This is a genomic window from Blastococcus sp. SYSU DS0541 (assembly GCF_054050875.1).
The window spans coordinates 29,389-51,602 of sequence record NZ_JBJHAD010000008.1 but is presented as its reverse complement, the minus strand read 5'-3'; the positions used below and the strand labels follow the sequence as shown (position 1 = coordinate 51,602).

Here is a 22,214-nt window from a genome sequence, read left to right as displayed (position 1 = left end):
GGGGTCGATCAGCGCCGCTGGTAGTCGCCGTCCCGCTTCTCGAAGAACGCCCGCAGCGCCTCCTGGTGGTCATCGGTGCGGAACATCTCCAGGAAGCGCTTGGTCTGCAGCGCCTGACCCTGCGCGAAGTCCATCTCGAACGCGCCGGTGACGGCCTCCTTGGTCGCCTCCACCGACAACGGCGCGCGGGTGGCGATGCGCTGGGCTTTTGCGAGCGCCGCGGGCATGAGGTCACCGGGCTCGTGCACCTCCGTGACCAGTCCCCAGTTGAGCGCCTGCTGGGCCGTGTAGCGGGCGCCGGTCAGCAGGATCTCCTTGGCCGGGCCGAGCCCGATGACGCGCGGCAGACGCCAGAAGCTGACGATGAGGCCCACGTTGACGCCGGCGGCCACGAAGAACGCCTCCGTCGATGCGATGCGGATGTCACAGCAGAGCGAGAACTCCAGGCCGCCGCCGATCGTGGCCCCGTTGATGGCGGCGATCACGGGTGCCCGGAAGTTCTGCACGCCGTTGAGCACCCGGCTGAACTCGGCGAGGTAGTCGGTCAGCTGCTCGTCGCTCATGGACTGGTCCTCGCCCAGGTGGGCCCCGGCGGTGAATGCGCGCCCCTCGCCGGTGATCACCAGGCAGCGGACGTCCTCGTCGGCGTCCAGGATGTCCAGCGCCCTCATGAACGACCGCCGGCTCTCCCAGCTGAACGTGTTCGACGGAGGGCTGTCCAGCGTGAGGACGGCGATGTGCGGCGTCTCGTAGCGCAGGTGCACGCCGGTGCCGACATCAGTGGTGGTCTCGGTCATGCTGCTTCCTCCGGGGGTGTGTTGAGTGCGACGGACGGCTCGCGGCGGGACCGCCGGGTGGGCTCGCCGGGTTTGCGGTCGAGCAGGCGCATGGCGATCACGGTCACGACGATGTTGATCAGCAGGATCACCACGGAGAGGGCGCCGACCCGCTGGTACAGCGACTCGCTCGCCAGGTTGTAGAGCACCGTGGCGACGGTCGGGTTCGCGCCGGTGTAGAGGAACACCGACATCTCCAGCTCCCGGAACAGGAGCACGAAGTTGAGCAGGCCCGCCGCCAGGAGCGACGGCCGCAGCAGCGGCACGGTGATCCGCCGCCAGGTGCGCGCCCAGGAGGCCCCCAGGCTGCGCGATGCCTCCTCCACCTCGGCCCCGATCTGGCCCATCCCGGCGTGGACGTAGGCGAACGTCAGTGGCAGGGCGCTGCCCGTGTAGGCGATCAGCAGGATCGTCAGCGTCCCGCCCAACCCGAACGGCTGGGCCGCGTAGGCGATGATCAGCCCGATACCGAGGACCGCACCCGGGAAGGCGAGCGGCGCGGCCATCGCGCCCACGATCACCGCGTTGCTGCGCGCCTTGGTGCGGTGCACCAACCACGAGGCGAGCAGCGCCACGGCCAGGGCCAGCACCGTGCCGCCGATGGCCAGCACGAAGCTGTTGCCCATGGCCGCGGCGATGAGGGGCCGGCCGAAGACCTCCTCGTAGTTGCCGGTCAGGGTGAAGTTGTCCCACCCGAGCGGGCGCCCCAGGGCCTTGCGGAACGACGTCACCAGCAGCATGCCGAACGGCAGGACCAGGCTCAGCACCACGACGGCCACGCAGAACGCCACCGCCGCGTAGCGACCGGCGCCCAGGTGCGTCACGTCCTGCCGGCCCGGCTTGCCTCCGATGACGGTGAACTTCCGGCCGCCCACGATCTTGCGCTGGATCAGCAGCAGCGCCGCGATGATGACGAGGATCGGCACGGAGATCACCGCCGCCACCTCGATCCGCGGCGGGAACTGCATGAGGCTCAGCAGCACGGTGGGGATCGTCTGGAACCCGGTCGGCGCGCCCAGGATCGCCACGGGACCGAAGATGATCGCCGAGGAGACGAACACCAGGATCGAGCCGGCGATCAGGGCAGGCGCGATGACCGGGAACGTCACCGTCCGCAGCACCCGCCAGCGCGACGCGCCGAGGCTGGCCGCGGCCTGCTCCAAGGCGGGGTCGATGCCTTCGAGGGCCGCCGAGACGGGCAGGAAGACCAGCGGGTAGAGGAACAGGGAGAGCACGAAGATGATCCCCCACGGCGTGAAGATGTTGAACGGCGACTCCTCGAGCCCGAACAGCGACATGAGCGCCGTGTTCAGCACGCCGTTGCGCGGCCCCAGGAGCAGCACCCAGCCCAGTGCGGCGATGAAGCTCGGCGCCGCGAACGTCAGGACGGCGCTCCCGCGGAAGAACCGGCGCATCGGCATGTCCGTGCGCACGGTGAACCAGGCCAGCGGCAGCCCGATCAGGAGACTCCCGAGCACCGTGCCGCACGCGATCCAGACCGAGTTGCGGATCGCCTCCAGCAACTGGGGCTCGGAAGCCAGCAGCGCGTAGTTCGACAGGGTGAGGCCGCCGTCGTCCGCCACGAAGCTCTGCCCGAAGACCTGCGCGATCGGGTAGCCGACCAGGATCAGCAGCGCCAGCACCCACACGATGCGCATGGCGCGCTCGAACCCGGTCGACCGGCGGCGGCGCGGCGCCCGTGCAGGGGGCGGGCCCCCGGCGGTGCCGGACGCCGACCGCTCGCGCGGATCGGCGCCCGGCGCCGTGGGGGTCGCGGAGCGGCTCAGCGCCACGTCCCGCTCCGCCTGCGCGAGCCGGCGGTTGCGCCGGCCCGACCCGCCGCGCTCACCGGCTGAACAGTTCGGCGAAGCGTGCCACCACCTGGTCTCCCCGGGCGGCGATCTCCTCCAGATCGGCGGGGAGGAGCGTGGCGTCGGAGAGGTCGGCACCCTCGGCCGGCTGCGGCGCGCCCTCGAGCACGCTGCGCCCGCCGAGCTCGACCAGCGCGTTCTGGTAGTCCTCGCTGAGCTGGTACTGCAGCAGGAGCTTCGCTGCGTTGGGCCGGGGTGCGTCGGCGAGCATGGCCAGCTCGCTGGTGAAGGTCGGCACGCCGTCCTCCATGAACGCGATGGCCAGCGGCTCACCCTCGTCGGCAGCGCTGATCACCGCGGACTCGATCGCGGGGACGCCGATGTCCGCCTCGCCGGTCAGCACGAGCTGAGCCAGGGCCAGGCTGCTGTCGGTGACGATCACCTCCCGCTCGGCCAGCTGCTGGAGCCATTCCTCGCCGTACAGCCCGGTGAGCGTGGTGTAGTAGGCGAGGGCGGTGCCCGACGCTCCCGGGTCGGAGCTCACGATGGTGCCCTCGGCCGAGGAGGCGAACTCCTCCCACGTGGTGGGCAGATCGGCGGGATCGGTGCTGGCGTCGTTGTACATGATGCCGAGCGGCACGAGGCTGTACGGCACCTGCGGGTTGTCGGGGTTGTCGAGGCCCTCGATGATCTCGTCGGCGTTCGGGATGTCGGCGTCGACGATGATGCCCTCGTCGGCCCACTGCTGGAGCGTGTCCGGGTCGGTCAGGCTGACCACGTCGGCGTTGAGCGAGCCGCTGGCGAGCTCCGCGGAGATGGAGTTGGCGACCGCGCCGGAGTCCTCGCGGGTGAACGTCACCTCGACGTCGAAGAGCTCCTGCATCCGCTGCTGGAGGAGCTCGACCCCGGGGCGGGTGTGCCCGCCGGCGTAGATGACGACGCCGCCCTCCTCCTGGGCGGCGGCGATGAGGTCCTCGCTGATGCCCTCGACCCCGGCTGCTCCACCGCCGCTCCCCTCACCGCCCTCCGCTGCCGGCTCGGAGCCGTTGCCGCACCCGGCGAGGAGGACGGCGGACAGGGGGAGCGCCAACAGGGCGTTCCTGCGACGGGTGGTGTGACGAGTCGACACGGTGCCTCTTCTCGGACGGCGGTGCGGGGCGGGTGGACGGACGGCGGTGCGGGAGATCCCGGTCATGCGGCGGACCGCCGGGCCGGAGCTGGGGCGGGCGTGGCGCCCTCGGTCGTCGAGGGACCCGGGTGGTCGTCGCGGCCCGGGGCGGGGGCGGCCGGGCCGTCGCTGACGATGGCCACCGCGGCGCCGTCCACCTGCACGACGACGTCCTGACCGGCGTCGAACCGGCCCAGGCCGGGGCCCGTGGCCTTCAGCGGCTCGGCGAGCCCGGGCAGATCGACGGCGTACTGCACGTGGTCGCCGAAGAACAGCGCCTCGCTGACCCGCGCGACCCCGGCTGCGCCGGCGTTGCCGGCGACGAGCCGGAGGTCGACCGGCCGGATCGACACGGAGACCTGGTCGCCCGCACGCACCACCACGTCCGCCGGGTGGGGCGCGGTCACCGTGATCCCGGCAGGGAGCCGGAGGGGCACGCCGTCCGAGGAGGGCGGACCGCACACGGTGGCGGTCAGCAGGTTCGTCGCACCCAGCGCCCGCGCGACGAAGCCCGTCCGCGGTCGCCGGTAGACCTCCTCCGGCGGGCCGACCTGCACCACGCGACCGGAGTGCATGACCACCAGCCGGTCGGCCAGCGAGAGCGCCTCCGCCTGGTCGTGGGTGACGTAGACCATGGTGACGCCGAGCGACCGGTGGATCCGCTTGATCTCCGAGCGCATCTCCTCTCGCAACCGGGTGTCCAGGTTGGACAACGGCTCGTCGAGCAGCAGCAGGGCGGGGTCGTTGACCAGCGCGCGGGCGAGGGCGACCCGTTGCTGCTGACCGCCGGAGAGCTGGTGGGCGTAGCGGTCGGCGAGACCGTCCAGCTGCACCATGGCCAGCGCCTCGTCGGTGCGGCGGCGGACCTCCGCGCGGCTCACCTTCGCCGTCGTCGGTCCGTAGCCGACGTTCTCGCGCACGCTGAGGTGCGGCCAGAGGGCGTAGCTCTGGAACACCACGGACATCTGGCGGCGCTCCGGCGGGACGAAGACGCGGGGGCCGACCAGCACTCTGTCGCGCAACCGGATCTCCCCCGCGTCCGGGCGCTCGAAGCCGGCGATCATGCGCAGGCACGTGGTCTTGCCGCAGCCACTGGGCCCCAGCAGGACGACGGCCTCGCCCTCCTCGATCGACAGGTCCACCTGGTCGACGACCGGGGCCGCGCCGAAGCTCTTGGTCAGACCGGACAGGACGAGATGCGTCACGCGGGGACCTCCGTCGGATCGAGGGGGCTGGGCGCCGCACCGGGCGTCGGGCGGGCGTGGTCGTCCGGCGGCGTCGTCACGAGGACACCGACGGAGAGGAGCTCGTCGATCTCCTCGGCGGCCATCCCGGCTTCGGCCAGCACCTCGCGGCTGTGCTCGCCGAGGAGGGGAGCCGGACGGCGGATCGCCGACGGGGTGCCGGAGAGCTTCACCGGTGCGCCGATGTGGCGCACGGTGCCCATCCGCGGGTGGACCGTCTCGACGAGCATGTCCCGGGCCTGCACGTGCGGATCGGCGTAGACCTGCTGGATGTCGTAGAGGGGCCCGCTGGGCACGCCCGCCGCGTGCATGACCTCGAGCCACTCTGCGGTCGTCCTCTGCCGCAGCGTCGCCGCCAGCTCGCCGGCCAGCTCGAAGCGGTACTCCATCCGCGCGGCGTTGGTCGCGAACCGAGGGTCCTGCAGCAGGCGCTCCAGCCCCAGGCCCGCGCAGAGCCGCTCCCAGTTCCGGTCGTTGGCCGCGCCGATGGCGATCCACCCGTCGGCCGTGGGCAACGCCTCGTACGGAGCCGACAGGCGGTGCGCCGACCCCATCGGCCGGGCGACGTCGCCCAGGCTGAAGAACATCGCCGTCTCCCAGACGGTGTAGGCGATCCCCGCCTCCAGCAGCGACGTGTCGACGAACTGGCCCTCCCCCGTCCTCAGCCGGTGGATGTAGGCAGACAGGACGCCGTACGCGCCGAACAGCCCGGCGTTCAGGTCGCAGATGGGGACGCCGACCTTGGCCGGCGGCCGTCCGGGCTCACCGGTCATGCTCATCAGCCCGCTCATCGCCTGGGCGATGAGGTCGTAGCCGCCGCGACCGGCGTAGGGGCCGGTGGCACCGAATCCGGAGATGGAGCAGTACACGAGCGCCGGGTTCGCGGCCCGGAGGGCCTCCTGCCCCAGCCCGAAGCGGTCCAGCAGCCCGGGCCGGAAGTTCTCCACGAGGACGTCGGCGTCCCTGGCCAACCGCCGGACGACCTCGGCACCGCGGGGGTCCTTCAGGTCGACGGCGATGCCACGCTTGTTGCGGTTCATGGCGTTGAAGGCCGGCGAGTGCTCCACGTCGGGGCCGCGGGACATCCGGCGGGTGTCGTCCCCGCCTCCGGGTCGCTCGATCTTGATGACATCGGCGCCCATGTCGGCCAGCAACATCGAGCAGTACGCCCCCGCCATGACCTGGGTGAGGTCGAGGACCCGTACGCCCGAGAGGGCGCCCGAAGGGACCTGGTGCGACACGTGCATCTCCCGACCGCCCTGGCGACACCGTGCCACTGTGTGGCACACTTTGCCGCGCAGTGGCACGAAGTGGTGCGCGCCACAGTAGGTCGGAGGAAAGGTGGCGTCAATCACATGAGGTCGGTGTCCGTCGCGCTGGCTGTCCTGGAGGCGGTGTCGGAGCAGCAGCCCGTCGGCGTCAGCGACCTCTCCCGGTCCATGCAGCTGCCCAAGTCGACGGTCCAGCGCATGCTGCTGACGCTCGGGGACCTGGGGTGGATCCGCGCCGGCGCCGAGGAGCCCACGCGCTGGTCGCTCACCGCCAAGGCCCAGGCCATCGGGTCACGGCACCGGGGCGACGAGGAGATCCGGCGCATCGCGCTGCCGGCGATGCACCGGCTCTCCGCGGCGACCGGCGAGACCGTGCACCTGTCCGTCCCGGAGGACCGGCGGATCGTCCTGCTCGACAAGATCGACGGCGTCCACCCGGTGCGGACGCACACCTCCGTCGGGCACGGCGCACCCCTCCACACGACGGCGTCCGGGAAGGCCGCCCTCGCCGCGATGCCCGAGCCGCGGGCCGCAGCCCTGCTGCGCGCGGCGCCCCTGGAGGCGCTCACGCCGCACACCGACACCGACCCGGAGGCGTTGCTCCGGGAACTGCCGCGGGTGCGCCGGCAGGGCTACGCGGTCACGGTCGGCACGCGGCACCCGGACATCGCCGCCGTCGGGGCCGCCATCCTGGACCGCGCAGGCCTGCCCGTGGCGACCCTGAGCCTGTCCCTGCCCTCCCAGCGCTTTCCCCGGCGCCTGTGGCCGGTGCTCGGGGAACAGGTCACCAGGGCCGCAGAGGAGTGCAGCCGGCAGCTCGGCTGGCAGCCGGAGGCCTGACCCTCAGGTCCGGCGGCGCAGCCGTCCGGTCAGCCAGACCACGATCGTCGCCACGCCGGCGGCGATCAGGGCCGCGGCGATCGGCGACCGGTCCGACCGGGTGAGCTCGGCGAAGGACTGCACGGGGACAACGTCGGTGGGAGGCGTGCTCGCCGCTCCGGCCGGCACCGGCACCACCGCGACGGGGCTGGGCAGCCCCTCGCTCGCGACCACGAGCGCTCGGCTGTCGGCGGTGAAGCTGATCGCCTCGCCCTGCGGCGACTCCGGGAGCGCCACCCGCGTCGGCTCCCCGGCCAGCGCACCGACGACGTCGGAACCCGCCAGGGGCCAGACGTAGGCGTCGGTGTAGGTGCGCAGGGCCAGCGCACTCCCGTCGCCCGCCACTGCGCCACCGGTGACGAGGAGCTGACCGGCTCGGCCCACCGGCCCACCCGGGGTCCCGGTGAGGGTGATGTCCACCGTGCCCACCCGCTCCAGCGGCACCACGCCGCCGTCCACGAGCGCCCCGGCGGGCCGGTACACGCCACTGGACCCGAGGACCTCCTTGGTGACGAGGTAGGGGGTCCCGTCCGGGGCCAGGAGCAGCGCCTCGGCGTCGTGCGCGCCGTCGGGGTAGGTCAACCGGTGCAGCGCGGCCGTGCCGTCGGGCCGGAGCACGTGGAACGCCACGGTCGGGCGGACGCCGCCGTTGTCACCGATGTCGGCCACCCAGACGCTGCCGTCGGACGCCACGCCGAGGTCCTCGGGGTCGAACGGGTCGGCCGCACCGGTCTGGACGTCGACGACGGCGCAGGTGGAGTCCAGCCCGTGCACCGCGACCTGGTCGCCGCCGTCGTTGAGGGCGAGCATCTGCTCCCCCACGACCACCAGGCCGGAGAGCTCGGCGAGCCGCGGGTCGGTGATCGAGCACCGGACCTCGGGGGCCGGCGCCGGCGCGGCGGGCGAGCCGGCGGTGGGTGCCACCGGGGCGGGCGCCTCCGCGTGAGCCGGAGCGGGTGCCAGCACGACCGTGCCGACGACCAGCGTGCTCGCGGCGAGGAGCCGGCACGTCCGGGCGCGGTCAGGGACGAGGACGGCCTGCTCGGGCACGTACCCAGCGTGACAGAACCACCGCGTCCAGTGCATGAACCACGCCCAACAGGACGATCCCGACGGCGGCCCCGACGAGCGCGTCGGTGACCCAGTGGAAGTCGAGCGACACCATCGCCACCCCCGTGGCGACCGGTCCGACCACGCTCAGCCACCAGAACGCCCGCTGCACGGTCGCCGGCAGTCCGTACTCGACCGCCTGCCAGCGGGCCACCCCCCACATGAGCACCGCGTTGGCCACGTGCCCGGAGGGGAACGAGACGCCGTCGGCGTGGAAGAAGTAGGACCCCGGGAACGCCGGCGCCGTCCGCCCGAGGCCGTGCTTGATGGCGTAGACGACCGCGGTCAGCACCCCCAGGGCGAGGAGCACCCGGACCGCCGGCAACCAGGCGCCCCGTCGCCAGAGGAGGTGGCCGACCAGGACGGCGAGCACGACGAGGATCGTGACCCGCCCGCCGAGCTGGGTGACCACCCACACCGCCGGGTAGCCCGGCGTGTCCCGCAGTCCCCAGTCGCTCACGATCTCGGAGACCCGCAGGTCCAGCCGCTCGGTCGGGCCGTGGGCGAGGAGGTCGGCGGTGATGAGCACCGCCACGACCAGCGCCGCGGCGACCAGCCACCACGGCGGCCGGCCGACGGGGACCACGGGCGCGGCCCGCGGTGCCTCCGTCGCCTGCACGGCTCCCCTGGTCACGCCGCCACGGTACCGGGCCGTGACCGGATCGTGATCAGTGCAGGCCGGTCAGCCGACCGGGACCGCGAACTCCTCGAGCACCGCCGCCAGGGCGCCGTCGACCCGGGCGGTGAGCCGGGTGCCGCCGGCCTCGTGCAGTTCGCCGAGCACCTCGCCGTCGCGGTGCACCCGCGCCACCAGGTCCCCGCGCTCGTAGGGCACCAGCACGTCGACGTCGACGTCCGGGTGCGGCAGCCGCTCGGCCACGAGCCTGCGCAGCGAGTCGATGCCGAGCCCCGTGCGTGCGGACACCCACACCGCACCCGGCAGGGCCTGCCGGAGCATGATGATGTCCTCCTCGCTCATCGCATCGACCTTGTTGACCACGATCAGCTCGGGCACCGCGGCGGCGTCGATCTCGCTCAGGACCACGCGCACCGCGTCGATCTGGCCGAGCGGGTCGGGGTCAGAGCCGTCGACGACGTGCAGCAGCAGGTCGGCCGCGGCCACCTCCTCCAGCGTGGAGCGGAAGGCGTCCACCAGCTGGTGCGGCAGGTGGCGCACGAAGCCGACGGTGTCGGTCAGCGTGTACTCCCGGCCGTCGGGCGACTGGGCCCGGCGGACCGTCGGGTCGAGGGTCGCGAACAGCGCGTTCTCCACGAGCACGCCGGCGCCGGTGAGCTGGTTGAGCAAGCTGGACTTGCCGGCGTTGGTGTACCCGGCGATCGCGACGCTCGGCGTCGCGTTGCGGTCCCGGCTGGAGCGCTGGGTCGCCCGGGCGGTCGCCATGCCGGCGATCTCCCGCCGCAGCTTGCTCACGCGGGCGCGGATGCGCCGGCGGTCGGTCTCGATCTTCGTCTCACCCGGACCGCGGGTACCGATGCCGCCACCGCCGGCGACCCGGCCACCGGCCTGCCGGGACATCGACTCACCCCAACCGCGCAGCCGCGGCAGCATGTACTGCATCTGGGCGAGCTCGACCTGCGCCTTGCCCTCCCGGCTGGTGGCGTGCTGGGCGAAGATGTCGAGGATCAGCGCCGTCCGGTCGACGACCTTGACCTTGAGCACCTTCTCCAGCTGGTTGAGCTGGCCGGGGGTCAGCTCGCCGTCGCAGATCACGGTGTCGGCGCCGGTGGCGGCGACGATGTCGCGGATCTCGGCGGCCTTGCCCGAGCCGACGTAGGTGGCGGCGTCGGGCTTGTCGCGTCGCTGGCTCACGGCCTCGAGGACCTGGGAGCCGGCGGTCTCGGCGAGGGCGGCGAGCTCGGCCAGCGACCGGTCGGCGTCGGCCTGCGTGCCCTCGGTCCAGACGCCGACGAGGACGACGCGCTCCAGCCGCAGCTGGCGGTACTCGACCTCGGTGACGTCGGCGAGCTCGGTGGAGAGGCCGGCCACCCGGCGCAGGGCGCCGCGCGCCTCGAGCGTGTAGGAGCCGGTGGTGTCGTCGGCCTCGTCCCACCGCCCGGCCGGGGCGGTACGGGGCTCGAGATCGGCCTGCTCGTCGACGGGCAGGGCATCGGGGGCGGTCGTCATCGTGTCCAGCGTGGCACGGTCCTTCGAGGAAAGCACCTGAGTTGTCATCGCCGGGTACAACGCATCTGCCCTCCGCCTGCATCCCGATCGGCGGCACGAGTACGGCCTCCGCGAGCGGAGGGCCCCGGGAACCCACGCCGGCTCAGCCCGTGAGCCACTCCGCGCACAGGGTGCCGGCCGAGACCAGCACGGCCGGGCCGCTGAGCACCGTCGTCGTCGCGGTCACGTGGACCGACAGGCGACCCCCGGGGACGTCGACGACGACGGTCCCCTCTCCGGCGCCCTCGGCCCGGAGTGCCGCGTAGGCGGCGGCACACGCGCCCGTGCCGCAGGACCGGGTCTCGCCCACACCTCGCTCGGAGACCCGCAGCCGCACGTGCGCGCCGGGCTCCAGGACGTTGACCAGCTCGACGTTGACCCCCTCGGGGAACAGCGCCGGGTCGAACCCTGGCGTGCCGGTCAGGTCGAGCTGCTCGACGGGCACCTCGGTGAGGCAGGCCAGGTGTGGGTTGCCCATGCTGACGGCGAGCCCGGCGAAGGTCCGGCCGTCGACGACCGCCTCCCCCTCGCCGAAGGGGCGCGCCGGGCCCATGTCCACCCAGTAGCCGCCGTCGGCGCCGGCCCCGACCCGCCGGGCCCCGCCGCGGGTGCCCACCAGCAGGCCGCCGGCGCAGGAGCCGCGGTCCACCAGCCCCTCGCCGACGAGCGCGTGCAGGAACAGGCGGATGCCGTTGCCGCACATCTCTGCGTAGGAGCCGTCGGCGTTGCGGTGGTCCATGAACCACTCGCACCGCTCGAGGTCATCCCCCAGCACGTCCGCCGCGTCCGGGACGTGGGCGCTGCGCACCAGCCGCAGCACGCCGTCACCGCCCAGGCCGGCCCGCCGCTCGCAGAGCCGCCGGACCATCGCGGCGTCGAGGCGGTCGCCGGCCCACACGGTGCCGTGGGGGTCGGGCAGCACGACGAAGTCGTTCTCGGTGCCGTGGCCGATCAGCACGCGGGGCGAGGAGGTCACCGGTCGATCGTAGGCCTGGTGATCACCGCCGCCGCCGCGTCGGCCAGGTCGGTCCGGGCGGCGTCGAACCACGTCGTCGCTGCGTCCCGGCGGAACCACGAGCGCTGCCGCCGGACGAAGCGGCGGGTCGTGGTGACGGTGCGCTCCCTCGCCTCGTCGGACGTCAGGACGCCGTCGAACTGCGCCAGCACCTGCGCGTAGCCCAGGGCGCGGGAGGCGGTCGGTCCCTCGCGCAGCCCGTCGGCGGCGAGCGCCGCGACCTCGTCGACGAAGCCCGCCGCCCACATCCGGTCCACGCGCGCCGCGATCCGCTCGTCGAGCTCGGCGGGCTCGCGGTCCAGGCCGAGCACCACGGCCGGGTAGTGCGGGCGCGGTTCGGGCAGCTGGGCGCGGAACGGCCCGCCGGTGAGCTCGACGACCTCCAGCGCGCGCACGATCCGCCGTCCGTTGCTCGGCAGGACGGCGGCGGCGGCCTGCGGATCGAGCTCGGCGAGCCGGGCGTGCAGCGCGGCCGGGCCGACGGCGGCGAGCTCTTCCTCCAGCCGGGCGCGGACGGCCGGGTCGGTGCCCGGGAAGTCCAGCTCGTCGAGGACGGCCCGCACGTAGAGCCCCGAGCCGCCGACGAGCAGCGGCACGGTGCCGACGGCACGCAACCGGTCGATCTCCGCCCGCGCCCGCCGGCGGTACTCCGCGACCGAGGCCGGCTCGCGCACGTGCCAGAGGTCCAGCAGGTGGTGCGGCACACCGCCCCGCTCGGCGAGGTCGGGCTTGGCCGTGCCGATGTCCATGCCGCGGTAGAGCTGCATCGAGTCCGCGTTCACCACCTCGCCGCCCAGCCGCCGGGCCAGTTCGACGGCGAGCGCGGTCTTGCCGGTGGCCGTCGGCCCGACGACCGCGACGACCGGCGGCGGCGTCACGCCACCATCCAGTCGGCGACGGGGTAACCCACCCCGAACGGCGCGGCATCGTGGCGCAGCCGGGCGGTGACGTGCCGGCCGGCGAGCGCGGCCCCCACCGCGCGCCAGACGGGCACCCCCGCGGCCAGCAGACCCGCCTCCGCGGCCGGGTCCAGCGCCGCCAGCGCGGCGGCATCCCCCGACGCCAGGGCGGTGGCGACCGCCGCGTCGAACGGCTCGGCCGCCGGGTCCAGGTACCCGGGCGCCTTCACCGAGCGCCGTGCCGAGCCGTCCCCCATGACCAGCACCCCGACCGGCGCCGGCAGGTCGCGCATCAGCTGGCCGACGTCGGCCGGGCCGACCCCCACGCGGGTGCCGGCGAACGCCGCCTGGTCGAGCAGCCAGGCGCCCACCGTGTGCGCGAGCGGGAGCCGCCTCCCCTCGGGGCGCAGCCGGCCGTCGAACGGCAGGTCGAGGTCGACGCCGAAGCCACGGAGGTCGCCGCCGTCGCCGGGACCGAACCGCTCCCCCGGCAGCGGCCCCGGCCCGACCACCACGACCACCTCCGGTCCGGCGCCGAGCAGCGCGGTGACCGCCTCTGCACAGGCCTCGCGCAGGGCGGTGCTCTCCGGCGAGGGCCGCCCCTCCACATCCGTGACCAGCAGGGGCGGGCACGGGCAGAAGGCGACGGCGGCCGACGGACTGGGCGCCCGGACCGGGACGCCGCCGGGGAAGGAGGTCACGGCAGCAGTCTCGCCGATGGGACGTGGGACACTGCCGGACGTGTCGAGCACGGACGACCCCGGCAACGGGGTGCAGCAGGCCGCTCCGCCGATTGCGGAGACCACCGAGACCCCTGAGACCCCCGCCCCGGAGGAGGCGACGCCGACCGGCGGCCCGGACGCGGTGACCCCCGCGGCCGGCACCGCGGCCGCGCCATCGCCCGCGGAGGCGGCGCTCGCCGACCCCACGGCGGATCCGGGCGCGCCCACCGGGGAACCCGACGCCTCCGTCGAGGCCCCGGGAGCGGCGGTGGCAGCCGCCGCGCCGACGCCGACGCCGGCGCCCGCCCCCGCCCCGGCGCCGACGGCCGCGCCGGTGGAGACCGTGGTGAGCGACCCGTCGCAGTGGGGTCGCGTGGACGCCGACGGCACCGTCTTCGTGCGCACCGCCGACGGCGAGCGCGAGGTCGGTTCCTGGCAGGCCGGCGAGGCCGAGGCGGGGCTGGCCCACTACGGCCGCCGCTACGACGACCTCGCCACCGAGGTGTCCCTCCTCGAGGCGCGGCTCAAGGCGCACACCGGCAACCCCGCGGAGATCAAGGCCAAGGCCGAGGCGCTGGCCGGGTCGATCCCGACCGCCGCCGCCGTCGGCGACCTGGAGGGCCTGGCCACCCGGGCCCGCGCGATCGTGGAGACCGCCGAGGCCGCCGCCGTCGAGTACCGCGCCGAGAAGGCCGCCGCCCGCGCCGCGCAGGTGGCGCGCAAGGAGGCCCTGGCCGCCGAGGCCGAGCAGATCGCGGCCGAGTCGACGTCCTGGAAGGCCGCCGGGGACCGTCTCAAGGCGATCGTCGAGGAGTGGAAGACCATCCGCGGCATCGACCGCAAGACCGACGACGCCCTGTGGACGCGGTTCGCCGCCGCCCGGGACGCCTTCGGCCGCCGCCGCGGTGCCCACTTCGCCCAGCTCGACGCCCAGCGCAGTGAGGCCCGCTCGGCCAAGCAGGAGCTGATCCAGGAGGCGCAGCGGCTGTCGGCCTCGACCGACTGGGGCCCCACCAGCGCGGCGATGCGCTCGCTGATGGACCGCTGGAAGGCGGTGCCGCGCACCGGCCGCGACGGCGACGACGACCTGTGGAAGCAGTTCCGCGCAGCGCAGGACGTCTTCTTCAGCGCCCGTGCCGAGCAGGACAAGGCGCGCGACGCCGAGCAGGTCGCCAACCAGCAGGCCAAGGAGCAGCTGCTGGCCGAGGCCGAGCAGCTGGACCCCAGCAAGGACCTGCGGGGGGCGCAGAACGCGCTGCGCAAGATCCAGGAGCGCTACGACGCCATCGGTCACGTGCCCCGCGGCGTGATGCGCCAGCTCGAGGACCGGATGCAGGCGGTGGAGCAGAAGGTGCGCGGCGCCGCCGACGCCGGCCGCGTGCGCACCACTCCGGAGAACCCGATGGTCGCCTCCATGCGGGCCGCCGTCACCAAGGCCGAGGAGCAGCTGGCCAAGGCCGAGGCGGCGGGTGACGAGCGGCGGATCGACGAGGCGCGGGCCAACCTGCAGACCCGCCGGGAGTGGCTCGCCGAGGCGGAGAAGTCCGCCCGCCGGTAACCCCCCGGGCATAGGAGGCTCCACCTGCGGAATCGGCCCCGCGGGACGCAGGTAGAGCCTCCTATGCCTCCGTCAGCAGCCGGTGACCACCGGCAGCGGTGCGGGGACGCCGACCTGCGGCATGCCCAGCGAGACGCCGGGCGTCGTCGGCCGGGTGCCGGCCTCGCTCGCGTCGCCGGCCCTCGTGCGGCGGTGGGACACCAGCGGGCCGTCCGCGACCAGGTGGTGCGGCGCGGCCTGGGTGACGACGGTCTCGACGACGTCGCCGGGCCGCACCCCGTCGGCCGCGGTGAAGTGGACGAGGCGCCCGTCGCGGGCCCGGCCGGAGAGGCGGCCGCGTGCGGCGTCCTTGCTCCCCTCCCCGGCGGCGACGAGCAGCTCCACCCGCCGGCCGACGAGCCGGCGGTTCTCCTCCCAGCTGACCTCGTCCTGCAGCGCGGTGAGCCGGAGGTAGCGCTCCTGCACGACCTCCTTGGGCAGCTGCCCGTCCATCTCGGCGGCCGGGGTGCCGGGCCGCTTGGAGTACTGGAAGGTGAAGGCGCTGGAGAACCGGGCGGCCCGGACCACCTCGAGCGTCTGCACGAAGTCCGCCTCGGTCTCGCCGGGGAAGCCGACGATGATGTCGGTGGTGATCGCGGCGTCGGGCATGGCGGCGCGGACGCGGTCGATGATGCCGAGGTAGCGCTCCTGCCGGTACGCGCGGCGCATCCGCTTGAGCACGTCGTCCGACCCCGACTGCAGCGGCATGTGCAGCTGGTGGCAGACCGCCGGCGTCTCGGCCATCGCGGCGATGACGTCGTCGGTGAACATCGCCGGGTGCGGGCTGGTGAACCGGACGCGCTCCAGCCCCTGGATGCGGCCGGTGGCGCGCAGCAGGTCGGCGAACGCGCTGCGGTCGCCGAAGTCGCTGCCGTAGCTGTTGACGTTCTGCCCGAGCAGGGTCACCTCGAGCACGCCCTGGTCCACCAGCGCCTGCACCTCGGCCAGGATCTCGCCGGGGCGGCGGTCCTTCTCCTTGCCGCGCAGCGCCGGGACGATGCAGAACGTGCAGGTGTTGTTGCACCCGACGCTGATCGACACCCAGCCGGAGTAGGCGGAGTCCCGCTTGGCGGGCAGCGTCGAGGGGAAGACCTCGAGGGACTCCACGATCTCGACCTGCGCCTCGGCGTTGTGCCGGGCGCGTTCGAGCAGAACCGGCAGCGAGCCGACGTTGTGCGTGCCGAAGACGACGTCGACCCAGGGTGCCCGCGTGACGATCTCGCCGCGGTCCTTCTGCGCGAGGCAGCCGCCGACGGCGATCTGCATGCCGGGGCGGGCGTCCTTGACCGGGCGCAGGTGCCCGAGGTTGCCGTACAGGCGGTTGTCGGCGTTCTCGCGCACGGCGCAGGTGTTGAGGACGACGACGTCGGCGTCGTCCCCGTCCGCGGCGGCGGTGTACCCGGCCGCCTCGAGCAGGCCGGAGAGCCGCTCGGAGTCGTGCACGTTCATCTGGCACCCGTAGGTGCGCACCCGGTAGGTGCGGGCGGGGCTCGCGGTGGGGCTGCTCATCTCGACACGGAGGATACGGCGCGGCCCGGGACGACCGGGGGCGTTCCGGGCCGACCGTCACGGAGGGGGTTCAGCACCCAGCGCGGCAGCGGTCACCCGAACGGGCGGATCGGGCCCGGTGACCCCCTGACCGGCCGTGTTCGTTACGCCTTCGTGATCCCACGGTGCGGGAACCGCGACCTCCCGCCCCTAAGGTCCCCAGGGTGACCAGCCGTCCGAACGGAGAGCCTCTCGTCCGCCTGTCCGGGGTGAACAAGTGGTTCGGCGAACTGCACGTCCTGCAGGACATCGACCTCGAGATCGCCCGGGGCGAGGTGGTCGTCGTCATCGGCCCGTCGGGGTCGGGCAAGTCGACCCTGTGCCGCGCCATCAACCGCCTCGAGTCGATCGAGAAGGGCGAGATCGTCATCGACGGCGAGCGGCTGCCCGAGGAGGGCAAGCAGCTCGCCCGCCTGCGCGCCGACGTCGGCATGGTGTTCCAGAGCTTCAACCTCTTCGCGCACAAGACCATCCTGGAGAACGTCACCCTCGGGCCGATCAAGGTGCGCAAGCGGTCGAAGGCCGACGCCGAGAAGCGGGCCCGCGAACTGCTCGACCGCGTGGGCGTCGGCGCGCAGGCCGACAAGTACCCGGCTCAGCTCTCCGGCGGCCAGCAGCAGCGCGTGGCCATCGCACGGGCCCTGGCCATGGACCCCAAGGTCATGCTGTTCGACGAGCCCACGTCGGCGCTGGACCCGGAGATGATCAGCGAGGTCCTCGACGTCATGGTCGGGCTGGCCGCCGACGGGATGACGATGATCGTCGTCACCCACGAGATGGGCTTCGCGCGGAAGGCGGCCAACCGCGTCGTCTTCATGGACGGCGGCCGGGTCGTGGAGTCCTCCGACCCCGAGACGTTCTTCAGCACCCCGAGCTCCGACCGGGCCAAGGACTTCCTCTCCAAGATCCTGAACCACTGACCGTTCCTACGGAAGGACAGCTCATGCGCACCACCCGCTACGCCGCCTCGCTCGCGGCCCTCGGCTTCATGCTCGCCGCCTGTGGTGGCAGCGAGGCCGGCAACCAGGCCGAGGACGCCGCCGACTCGACCGTCGAGGTCCAGGAGGAGGTCGACTTCGAGGCGGGTACCACGATGGCCGAGCTCGCCGAGGCGGGTTCCATCACCGTCGGCACCAAGTTCGACCAGCCCGGGTTCGGTCTCCTGAACCCCAACACCGAGACCCCCGAGGGCTTCGACGTCGAGATCGCCAAGCTGATCGCCGCGGAGCTCGGCATCGCCCCCGAGGACATCGAGTGGACCGAGACCGTCTCGGCCAACCGCGAGCCCTTCCTGCAGAACGGCCAGGTCGACATGGTGGTGGCGACCTACACCATCAACGACGCCCGCAAGGAGCTCATCGACTTCGCCGGCCCGTACTACGAGGCCGGCCAGGACATCATGGTCGCGGCCGGCAACCCGGAGGGCATCGAGGGCCCCGAGGACCTGGCCGGCAAGAACGTCTGCTCGGTCGAGGGATCCACGCCGGCGCAGAACATCCGGGACAACTACCCGGAGGCGACCCTCACGCTGTTCGACGTCTACTCCAAGTGCGCCGACGCCCTCGCCAACGGCCAGGTCGACGCCGTGACCACGGACAACGTCATCCTCACGGGCCTGGTCGCCGGCAGCGACGGAGCCTTCGAGCTCGTGGGCAACCCGTTCACCGAGGAGCCGTACGGCATCGGCGTGCCGAAGGGTGACGACGAGTTCCGCGCGTTCATCAACGACACGCTGGAGGAGGCCTACGAGAGCGGCGCCTGGGCCGACGCCTGGGACCGCACCGCAGGCGCCATCAGTGGCCAGGAGGCCCCCGAGCCGCCGGCCGTCGACCGCTACTGAGCACCCCGGCGCTGCGGGGCGGGAACTCCTGCCCCGCAGCGCCGCTCCATGACCAGCCCCGAGAGGAGGCGGCGTGCAGTTCCTCGCTGAGAACTTCGACCTGCTGTGGGACGCGTTCCTGACGACGCTGAGCCTGTCGCTGCTCGCCGGCCTGCTCGCCCTCGTGCTGGGCACGCTGCTGGCGGCCGCGCGCGTCAGCCCCATCCCGCCGCTGCGCGGGCTGGCGACCTTCTACGTCGAGACCTTCCGCAACACGCCGCTGACGGTCGTCTTCTTCTTCCTCATCTTCGGGCTGCCGCAGATCGACTTCATCCTCGGCTTCTACACCGGGGCGGTGCTCTCCCTCGGGCTCTACACCGCGGCGTTCGTCTGCGAGGCGGTGCGCTCGGGGATCAACGCGGTCTCGACCGGTCAGGCCGAGGCGTCCCGCGCGATCGGCCTCACCTTCGGGCAGTCGCTCCGCGAGGTCGTCCTCCCGCAGGCGTTCCGCACCGTCGTCCCGCCGCTGGGCAACGTCTTCATCGCCATGGTGAAGAACAGCTCGATCGCCGCCGGCTTCGCCACCAGCGAGCTGAGCTCCCTGCTCCCCCGCCTGGTCAACGCGGACGCCGGGCAGTTGACCGCCGTCCTGCTGGGGGTCGTGATCGCCTACATGATCATCACGTTGCCGCTCGCGTTCGGCGTGCACAGCCTGGAGCGACGGGTGGCGATCCTCCGATGACCACGCCGGTCCTCTTCGACATCCCCGGCCCCAAGGCCCGCGCGCGCATCCGGATCGGTACCGGCGTCGGGATCCTGCTGATCCTGGGGATCCTCGCGCTCGTCCTCATCCGGCTCGCCGGCAACGGCCAGCTGGAGAGCCAGCGCTGGGCCGTGCTGTTCGACGCGCGCACCGGCGTGCCGCAGACGCTCGGCCGCGCGTTGGTCAACACGCTCCAGGTCGCCGCGGTCGGCATGGTCGTGGCCACGGTCCTCGGCCTGCTGCTGGCCGTCGGACGGCTGTCGGATCACCGCGCGGTGCGCTGGCTGGTCGGCACCTACATCGAGTTCTTCCGGGCCATCCCGCTGCTGGTCGTCATCTTCGCGCTCTACTTCGTCCTGCCGAAGTACGACGTCGAGCTCTCCGCATTCCAGGCGCTCGCCGGCGGGCTCATCCTCTACAACTCGGCGGTGCTCGCCGAGATCTTCCGGGCCGGCATCCTGTCGATCGACAAGGGCCAGCGCGAGGCCGCCTTCGGCATCGGGATGCGCAAGTACCAGGTGATGTCGCTGGTGCTGCTCCCCCAGGCGACGAGGCGCATGCTCCCGGTGCTCATCGCGCAGCTGGTGGTCCTGCTGAAGGACAGCTCCCTCGGCTTCATCATCGGCTACTTCGAGCTGCTGCGAGGTGCGCGCAGCCTCGTGGAGTTCTTCTCCCTGAGCTTCGGCAACCAGTACACCTTCCAGCTGTACGTCGCCGCGGGCCTGATCTACATCATCATCAACGTGCTGCTCTCCCAGCTGGCGAAGATCGTCGAGCGCCGGACCCGCCGGGCGGCGACGACGGGCGGCGGTGCGCCGAAGCTGCCGGCGGACGTGCAGATGGGTGGCGGCGGGGGCGCAGTCTGAGCCTCCGCACCGTTCCGCGGCGGTGCGGACGACGCGGTCGCCGGCTCCGCCCGGAGTGCTGCGGACTGCGCCTCCGACCAGGCCGTTCCCGTCCGGCTCAGTCGTCCCACCCGGGCGCGCCGGAGTACGGCGGAGCGCATCCGTCGCGAGACTGGTCGGCACGATGGAGACGATGCACGCGGCCGGTCGCCGCACCCTTCCCCCGGTCCCGCGGACCGCTGCCGAGACGAGCCCGCCGGTCGTCCACCTCACGATGGCCGCCCCCGCTCCCCTCGACGCGCTCGCCCGGCTCGACGAAGGGCAGGCGTTCGTCGCCCGCCTGCGGTCGGCGGCTACGGCGTTCGCCGACGCCGCCGGGGCGGAGAGCGCCGTCGTCCGGGAGGTCGTGCCGCCGGCCCGGCACCGGCGCTCGCGCTGCCGGGTGGTGTTCCGGTACGCCGACGGCGCCGAGACCGACCTGACGTTGCTCGGCGAGCGCCGGCGCTCGGGGACGTCCGCGGCCGACGGGTTCGACGCCGAGATCACCCGGTGGCTCGCCGACGGTCAGCGCCGCGACCCGGCCTGGCTGGTGGCCGACGACGAGGCCCCCGACGGCGTGGCCGTCGACGTGACCGCCTGGGTCACCACCGGCTGAGCGCGGAGACGCGACCGGAGGTGGTCCGGTGCCCCCGGGCCGCCTCCTGTCGCGTCGGGCGAGGCGCGACCGGCTCAGGGCAGCGCGCGCTCCTCGTCGACGCCGGCGTACTCGTCCTCGTCGGCGGCGCCGACCTCGTCCAGGACGTCGCGGACGACGGCCGCCGCGAGCCCGCCGTTGTAGCCCTTGCGCGCCAGCATGCCCATGAGGCGCCGGGTGGCCGTCTGGCGGTCCAGCCGGCGCATCCCGGGCGCGCGACGCTCCACGAGCCGGCGGGCCGCCGCCCGTTCGTCGTCGTCGTCGACCAGCTGGACGGCTTCTGCGGCGGTCTCGGGGTCGACCCCCTTGGCGCGCAGCTCCGCGGAGAGCGCTCGCCGGGCGAGCCCGCGGCCGGCCTGCCGGCTGCTGACCCACGCCCGGGCGAAGGAGGCGTCGTCGATCAGCCCGACCTCGGTGAACCGGTCGAGCACGGCCTCGGCCGCGTCGTCCGGCACCCCTCGCTCGGCGAGGAGGTCGGCGAGCTGCCGCCGCGTCTTCGGTGCCCCCGTCAGGGCGCGCAGGCAGATGCCCCGCGCGACCTGCTCGGGGTCACCAGGCTCGTCCTCCGGGGAACCGGGGGCGACGTCCGGGGTCAGGGGATCGTCGCCACCCGGCGTCCGCGGGCGCCGGGCGGCCCGGGTGTCCCCGAAGCCGCGCCGGCGGGACGGTCGCCGCTGGTCCACCGGCAGGTCAGAAGTCGGTGGCGTCGACCGGCGCCGGGGCGTCCAGCTTCGGGCCGATGCCGAGCTTCTCCTTGACCTTCTTCTCGATCTCGTCGGCGAGGTCGGGGTTGTCCTTCAGGAAGTTGCGGACGTTCTCCTTGCCCTGGCCCAGCTGGTCGCCCTCGTAGGTGTACCAAGCGCCGGACTTCTTCACGATGCCCTGCTCGACACCGGCGTCGACGATGCCGCCCTCCCGGCTGAAGCCCTGACCCCAGAGGATGTCGAGCTCGGCCTGCTTGAACGGCGCGGCCACCTTGTTCTTGACGACCTTGATGCGCGTGCGGCTGCCGATCGCGTCGGTGCCCTGCTTGAGGGTCTCGATGCGGCGGACGTCGAGGCGGACGGACGAGTAGAACTTCAGCGCGCGACCACCGGTGGTGACCTCGGGCGAGCCGTAGACCACGCCGACCTTCTCGCGCAGCTGGTTGATGAAGATCGCCGTCGTGCCGGAGTTGCTCAGCGCACCGGTGATCTTGCGCAGCGCCTGGCTCATCAGACGGGCCTGCAGACCCACGTGGCTGTCACCCATCTCGCCCTCGATCTCGGCGCGGGGCACCAGAGCCGCCACGGAGTCGATGACGATGATGTCGAGCGCACCGGAGCGGATCAGCATGTCGGCGATCTCGAGGGCCTGCTCACCGGTGTCGGGCTGGCTGACCAGGAGGGCGTCGGTGTCCACACCGATGGCGCGGGCGTACTCCGGGTCGAGCGCGTGCTCGGCGTCGATGAAGGCGGCGATGCCGCCGTTGGCCTGGGCGTTGGCCACCGCGTGCAGGGCGACCGTGGTCTTACCGGAGGACTCCGGCCCGTAGACCTCGATGACCCGGCCGCGCGGGAGGCCGCCGATGCCGAGGGCGATGTCGAGGGCGATCGACCCGGTCGGGATGACCTTGATCGCCTGGGCGGCCTCGTCGCCCAGCCGCATGACCGAGCCCTTGCCGAACTGCTTGTCGATCTGGGCGAGGGCCATGTCGAGGGCCTTGTCGCGGTCGAGCGTTGCTGCCATGGTGCGTCACCTTCGGTTCGCGAGAAGCGGGTCGGGACCGACGCTAGGGCGAGGCACCGACAGTTTTCGGATTCCAGGGC

The 22,214-nt window shown here is 73.2% G+C and carries 21 protein-coding genes; 7 read left to right on the top strand and 14 right to left on the bottom strand.

Going from position 1 to position 22,214, the window contains the following annotated elements; genetic code table 11:
• Positions 1–8: 8 nt before the first annotated feature.
• From ACI794_RS10835 to ACI794_RS10815, 5 genes are all read right to left on the bottom strand, one after another.
• Entirely contained in the window at positions 9–797 is a 789-nt protein-coding gene (locus tag ACI794_RS10835; protein WP_456616353.1) for an enoyl-CoA hydratase/isomerase family protein, read from the bottom strand.
• Positions 794–2,629: an ABC transporter permease gene (locus tag ACI794_RS10830; RefSeq protein WP_456616352.1), complete on the bottom strand. Its 1,836-nt coding sequence runs from the start codon at positions 2,627–2,629 to the stop codon at positions 794–796. The genes ACI794_RS10835 and ACI794_RS10830 overlap by 4 nt, the downstream gene beginning before the upstream one ends.
• Before the next feature lie 52 nt (positions 2,630–2,681).
• A complete protein-coding gene (locus ACI794_RS10825; protein WP_456603113.1) occupies positions 2,682–3,737 on the bottom strand; it encodes an extracellular solute-binding protein in 1,056 nt (351 codons plus the stop codon).
• 101 nt (positions 3,738–3,838) lie between these two features.
• Positions 3,839–5,020: an ABC transporter ATP-binding protein gene (locus tag ACI794_RS10820; RefSeq protein WP_456603112.1), complete on the bottom strand. Its 1,182-nt coding sequence runs from the start codon at positions 5,018–5,020 to the stop codon at positions 3,839–3,841.
• Complete coding sequence (locus ACI794_RS10815) at positions 5,017–6,306, bottom strand: CaiB/BaiF CoA transferase family protein (protein WP_456603111.1); 1,290 nt, start codon at positions 6,304–6,306, stop codon at positions 5,017–5,019. Before ACI794_RS10815 ends, ACI794_RS10820 begins: the two co-directional genes overlap by 4 nt.
• Positions 6,307–6,414: 108 nt before the next feature.
• On the opposite strand from ACI794_RS10815, the gene ACI794_RS10810 reads away from it, so the two are divergent.
• On the top strand, positions 6,415–7,170 hold the full coding sequence (locus ACI794_RS10810; RefSeq protein WP_456603110.1) for an IclR family transcriptional regulator: 756 nt from the start codon (positions 6,415–6,417) through the stop codon (positions 7,168–7,170).
• Positions 7,171–7,173: 3 nt separating this feature from the next.
• Here ACI794_RS10810 and ACI794_RS10805 read toward each other — a convergent pair whose 3' ends face one another.
• The 6 genes from ACI794_RS10805 to ACI794_RS10780 all read right to left on the bottom strand — a co-directional run bounded on the left by ACI794_RS10805 (position 7,174) and on the right by ACI794_RS10780 (position 13,119).
• Positions 7,174–8,259, bottom strand: coding sequence for a hypothetical protein (locus ACI794_RS10805; RefSeq protein WP_456603109.1), 1,086 nt, complete (start codon positions 8,257–8,259; stop codon positions 7,174–7,176).
• A complete protein-coding gene (locus ACI794_RS10800) occupies positions 8,231–8,953 on the bottom strand; it encodes a phosphatase PAP2 family protein (RefSeq protein ID WP_456603108.1) in 723 nt (240 codons plus the stop codon). Before ACI794_RS10800 ends, ACI794_RS10805 begins: the two co-directional genes overlap by 29 nt.
• A 48-nt stretch (positions 8,954–9,001) precedes the next feature.
• The gene (gene hflX / locus ACI794_RS10795) at positions 9,002–10,465 is read right to left on the bottom strand and encodes a GTPase HflX (protein WP_456616351.1); all 1,464 of its coding nucleotides are present in this window, start codon (positions 10,463–10,465) and stop codon (positions 9,002–9,004) included.
• Positions 10,466–10,607: 142 nt separating this feature from the next.
• Positions 10,608–11,480, bottom strand: a complete 873-nt coding sequence (dapF, locus tag ACI794_RS10790) for a diaminopimelate epimerase (RefSeq protein ID WP_456603106.1) — start codon at positions 11,478–11,480, stop codon at positions 10,608–10,610.
• Positions 11,477–12,397 (bottom strand): tRNA (adenosine(37)-N6)-dimethylallyltransferase MiaA, encoded by a 921-nt coding sequence (gene miaA / locus ACI794_RS10785; protein ID WP_456616350.1) that lies wholly within the window; start codon positions 12,395–12,397, stop codon positions 11,477–11,479. The genes dapF and miaA overlap by 4 nt, the downstream gene beginning before the upstream one ends.
• The gene (locus tag ACI794_RS10780; protein ID WP_456603104.1) at positions 12,394–13,119 is read right to left on the bottom strand and encodes a hypothetical protein; all 726 of its coding nucleotides are present in this window, start codon (positions 13,117–13,119) and stop codon (positions 12,394–12,396) included. Before ACI794_RS10780 ends, miaA begins: the two co-directional genes overlap by 4 nt.
• Before the next feature lie 40 nt (positions 13,120–13,159).
• Between ACI794_RS10780 and ACI794_RS10775 the strand changes: the two genes are divergently transcribed.
• The gene (locus ACI794_RS10775; RefSeq protein WP_456616349.1) at positions 13,160–14,698 is read left to right on the top strand and encodes a DUF349 domain-containing protein; all 1,539 of its coding nucleotides are present in this window, start codon (positions 13,160–13,162) and stop codon (positions 14,696–14,698) included.
• A 72-nt stretch (positions 14,699–14,770) separates the two neighbouring features.
• Here the strand turns inward: ACI794_RS10775 and miaB are convergent, their stop codons facing one another.
• The gene (miaB, locus tag ACI794_RS10770) at positions 14,771–16,246 is read right to left on the bottom strand and encodes a tRNA (N6-isopentenyl adenosine(37)-C2)-methylthiotransferase MiaB (RefSeq protein WP_456616348.1); all 1,476 of its coding nucleotides are present in this window, start codon (positions 16,244–16,246) and stop codon (positions 14,771–14,773) included.
• Between the two features lie 203 nt (positions 16,247–16,449).
• Between miaB and ACI794_RS10765 the strand changes: the two genes are divergently transcribed.
• The 5 genes from ACI794_RS10765 to ACI794_RS10745 all read left to right on the top strand — a co-directional run bounded on the left by ACI794_RS10765 (position 16,450) and on the right by ACI794_RS10745 (position 20,367).
• Positions 16,450–17,205, top strand: coding sequence for an amino acid ABC transporter ATP-binding protein (locus ACI794_RS10765; RefSeq protein ID WP_456580012.1), 756 nt, complete (start codon positions 16,450–16,452; stop codon positions 17,203–17,205).
• Between the two features lie 23 nt (positions 17,206–17,228).
• Positions 17,229–18,125: a glutamate ABC transporter substrate-binding protein gene (locus ACI794_RS10760; RefSeq protein WP_456603101.1), complete on the top strand. Its 897-nt coding sequence runs from the start codon at positions 17,229–17,231 to the stop codon at positions 18,123–18,125.
• Between the two features lie 73 nt (positions 18,126–18,198).
• A complete protein-coding gene (locus ACI794_RS10755) occupies positions 18,199–18,846 on the top strand; it encodes an amino acid ABC transporter permease (protein ID WP_456603100.1) in 648 nt (215 codons plus the stop codon).
• Positions 18,843–19,733 (top strand): amino acid ABC transporter permease, encoded by an 891-nt coding sequence (locus ACI794_RS10750; protein ID WP_456603099.1) that lies wholly within the window; start codon positions 18,843–18,845, stop codon positions 19,731–19,733. The genes ACI794_RS10755 and ACI794_RS10750 overlap by 4 nt, the downstream gene beginning before the upstream one ends.
• Before the next feature lie 163 nt (positions 19,734–19,896).
• Positions 19,897–20,367 (top strand): hypothetical protein, encoded by a 471-nt coding sequence (locus ACI794_RS10745; protein ID WP_456603098.1) that lies wholly within the window; start codon positions 19,897–19,899, stop codon positions 20,365–20,367.
• Positions 20,368–20,441: 74 nt separating this feature from the next.
• Here the strand turns inward: ACI794_RS10745 and ACI794_RS10740 are convergent, their stop codons facing one another.
• Both ACI794_RS10740 and recA read right to left on the bottom strand, forming a co-directional pair.
• On the bottom strand, positions 20,442–21,089 hold the full coding sequence (locus ACI794_RS10740) for a regulatory protein RecX (RefSeq protein WP_456616347.1): 648 nt from the start codon (positions 21,087–21,089) through the stop codon (positions 20,442–20,444).
• 7 nt (positions 21,090–21,096) lie between these two features.
• Positions 21,097–22,134 carry a recombinase RecA gene (recA, locus tag ACI794_RS10735; protein WP_456603096.1) on the bottom strand — a complete coding sequence of 346 codons (1,038 nt, stop codon included), beginning with the start codon at positions 22,132–22,134 and terminating at the stop codon, positions 21,097–21,099.
• Positions 22,135–22,214 lie beyond the last annotated feature (80 nt).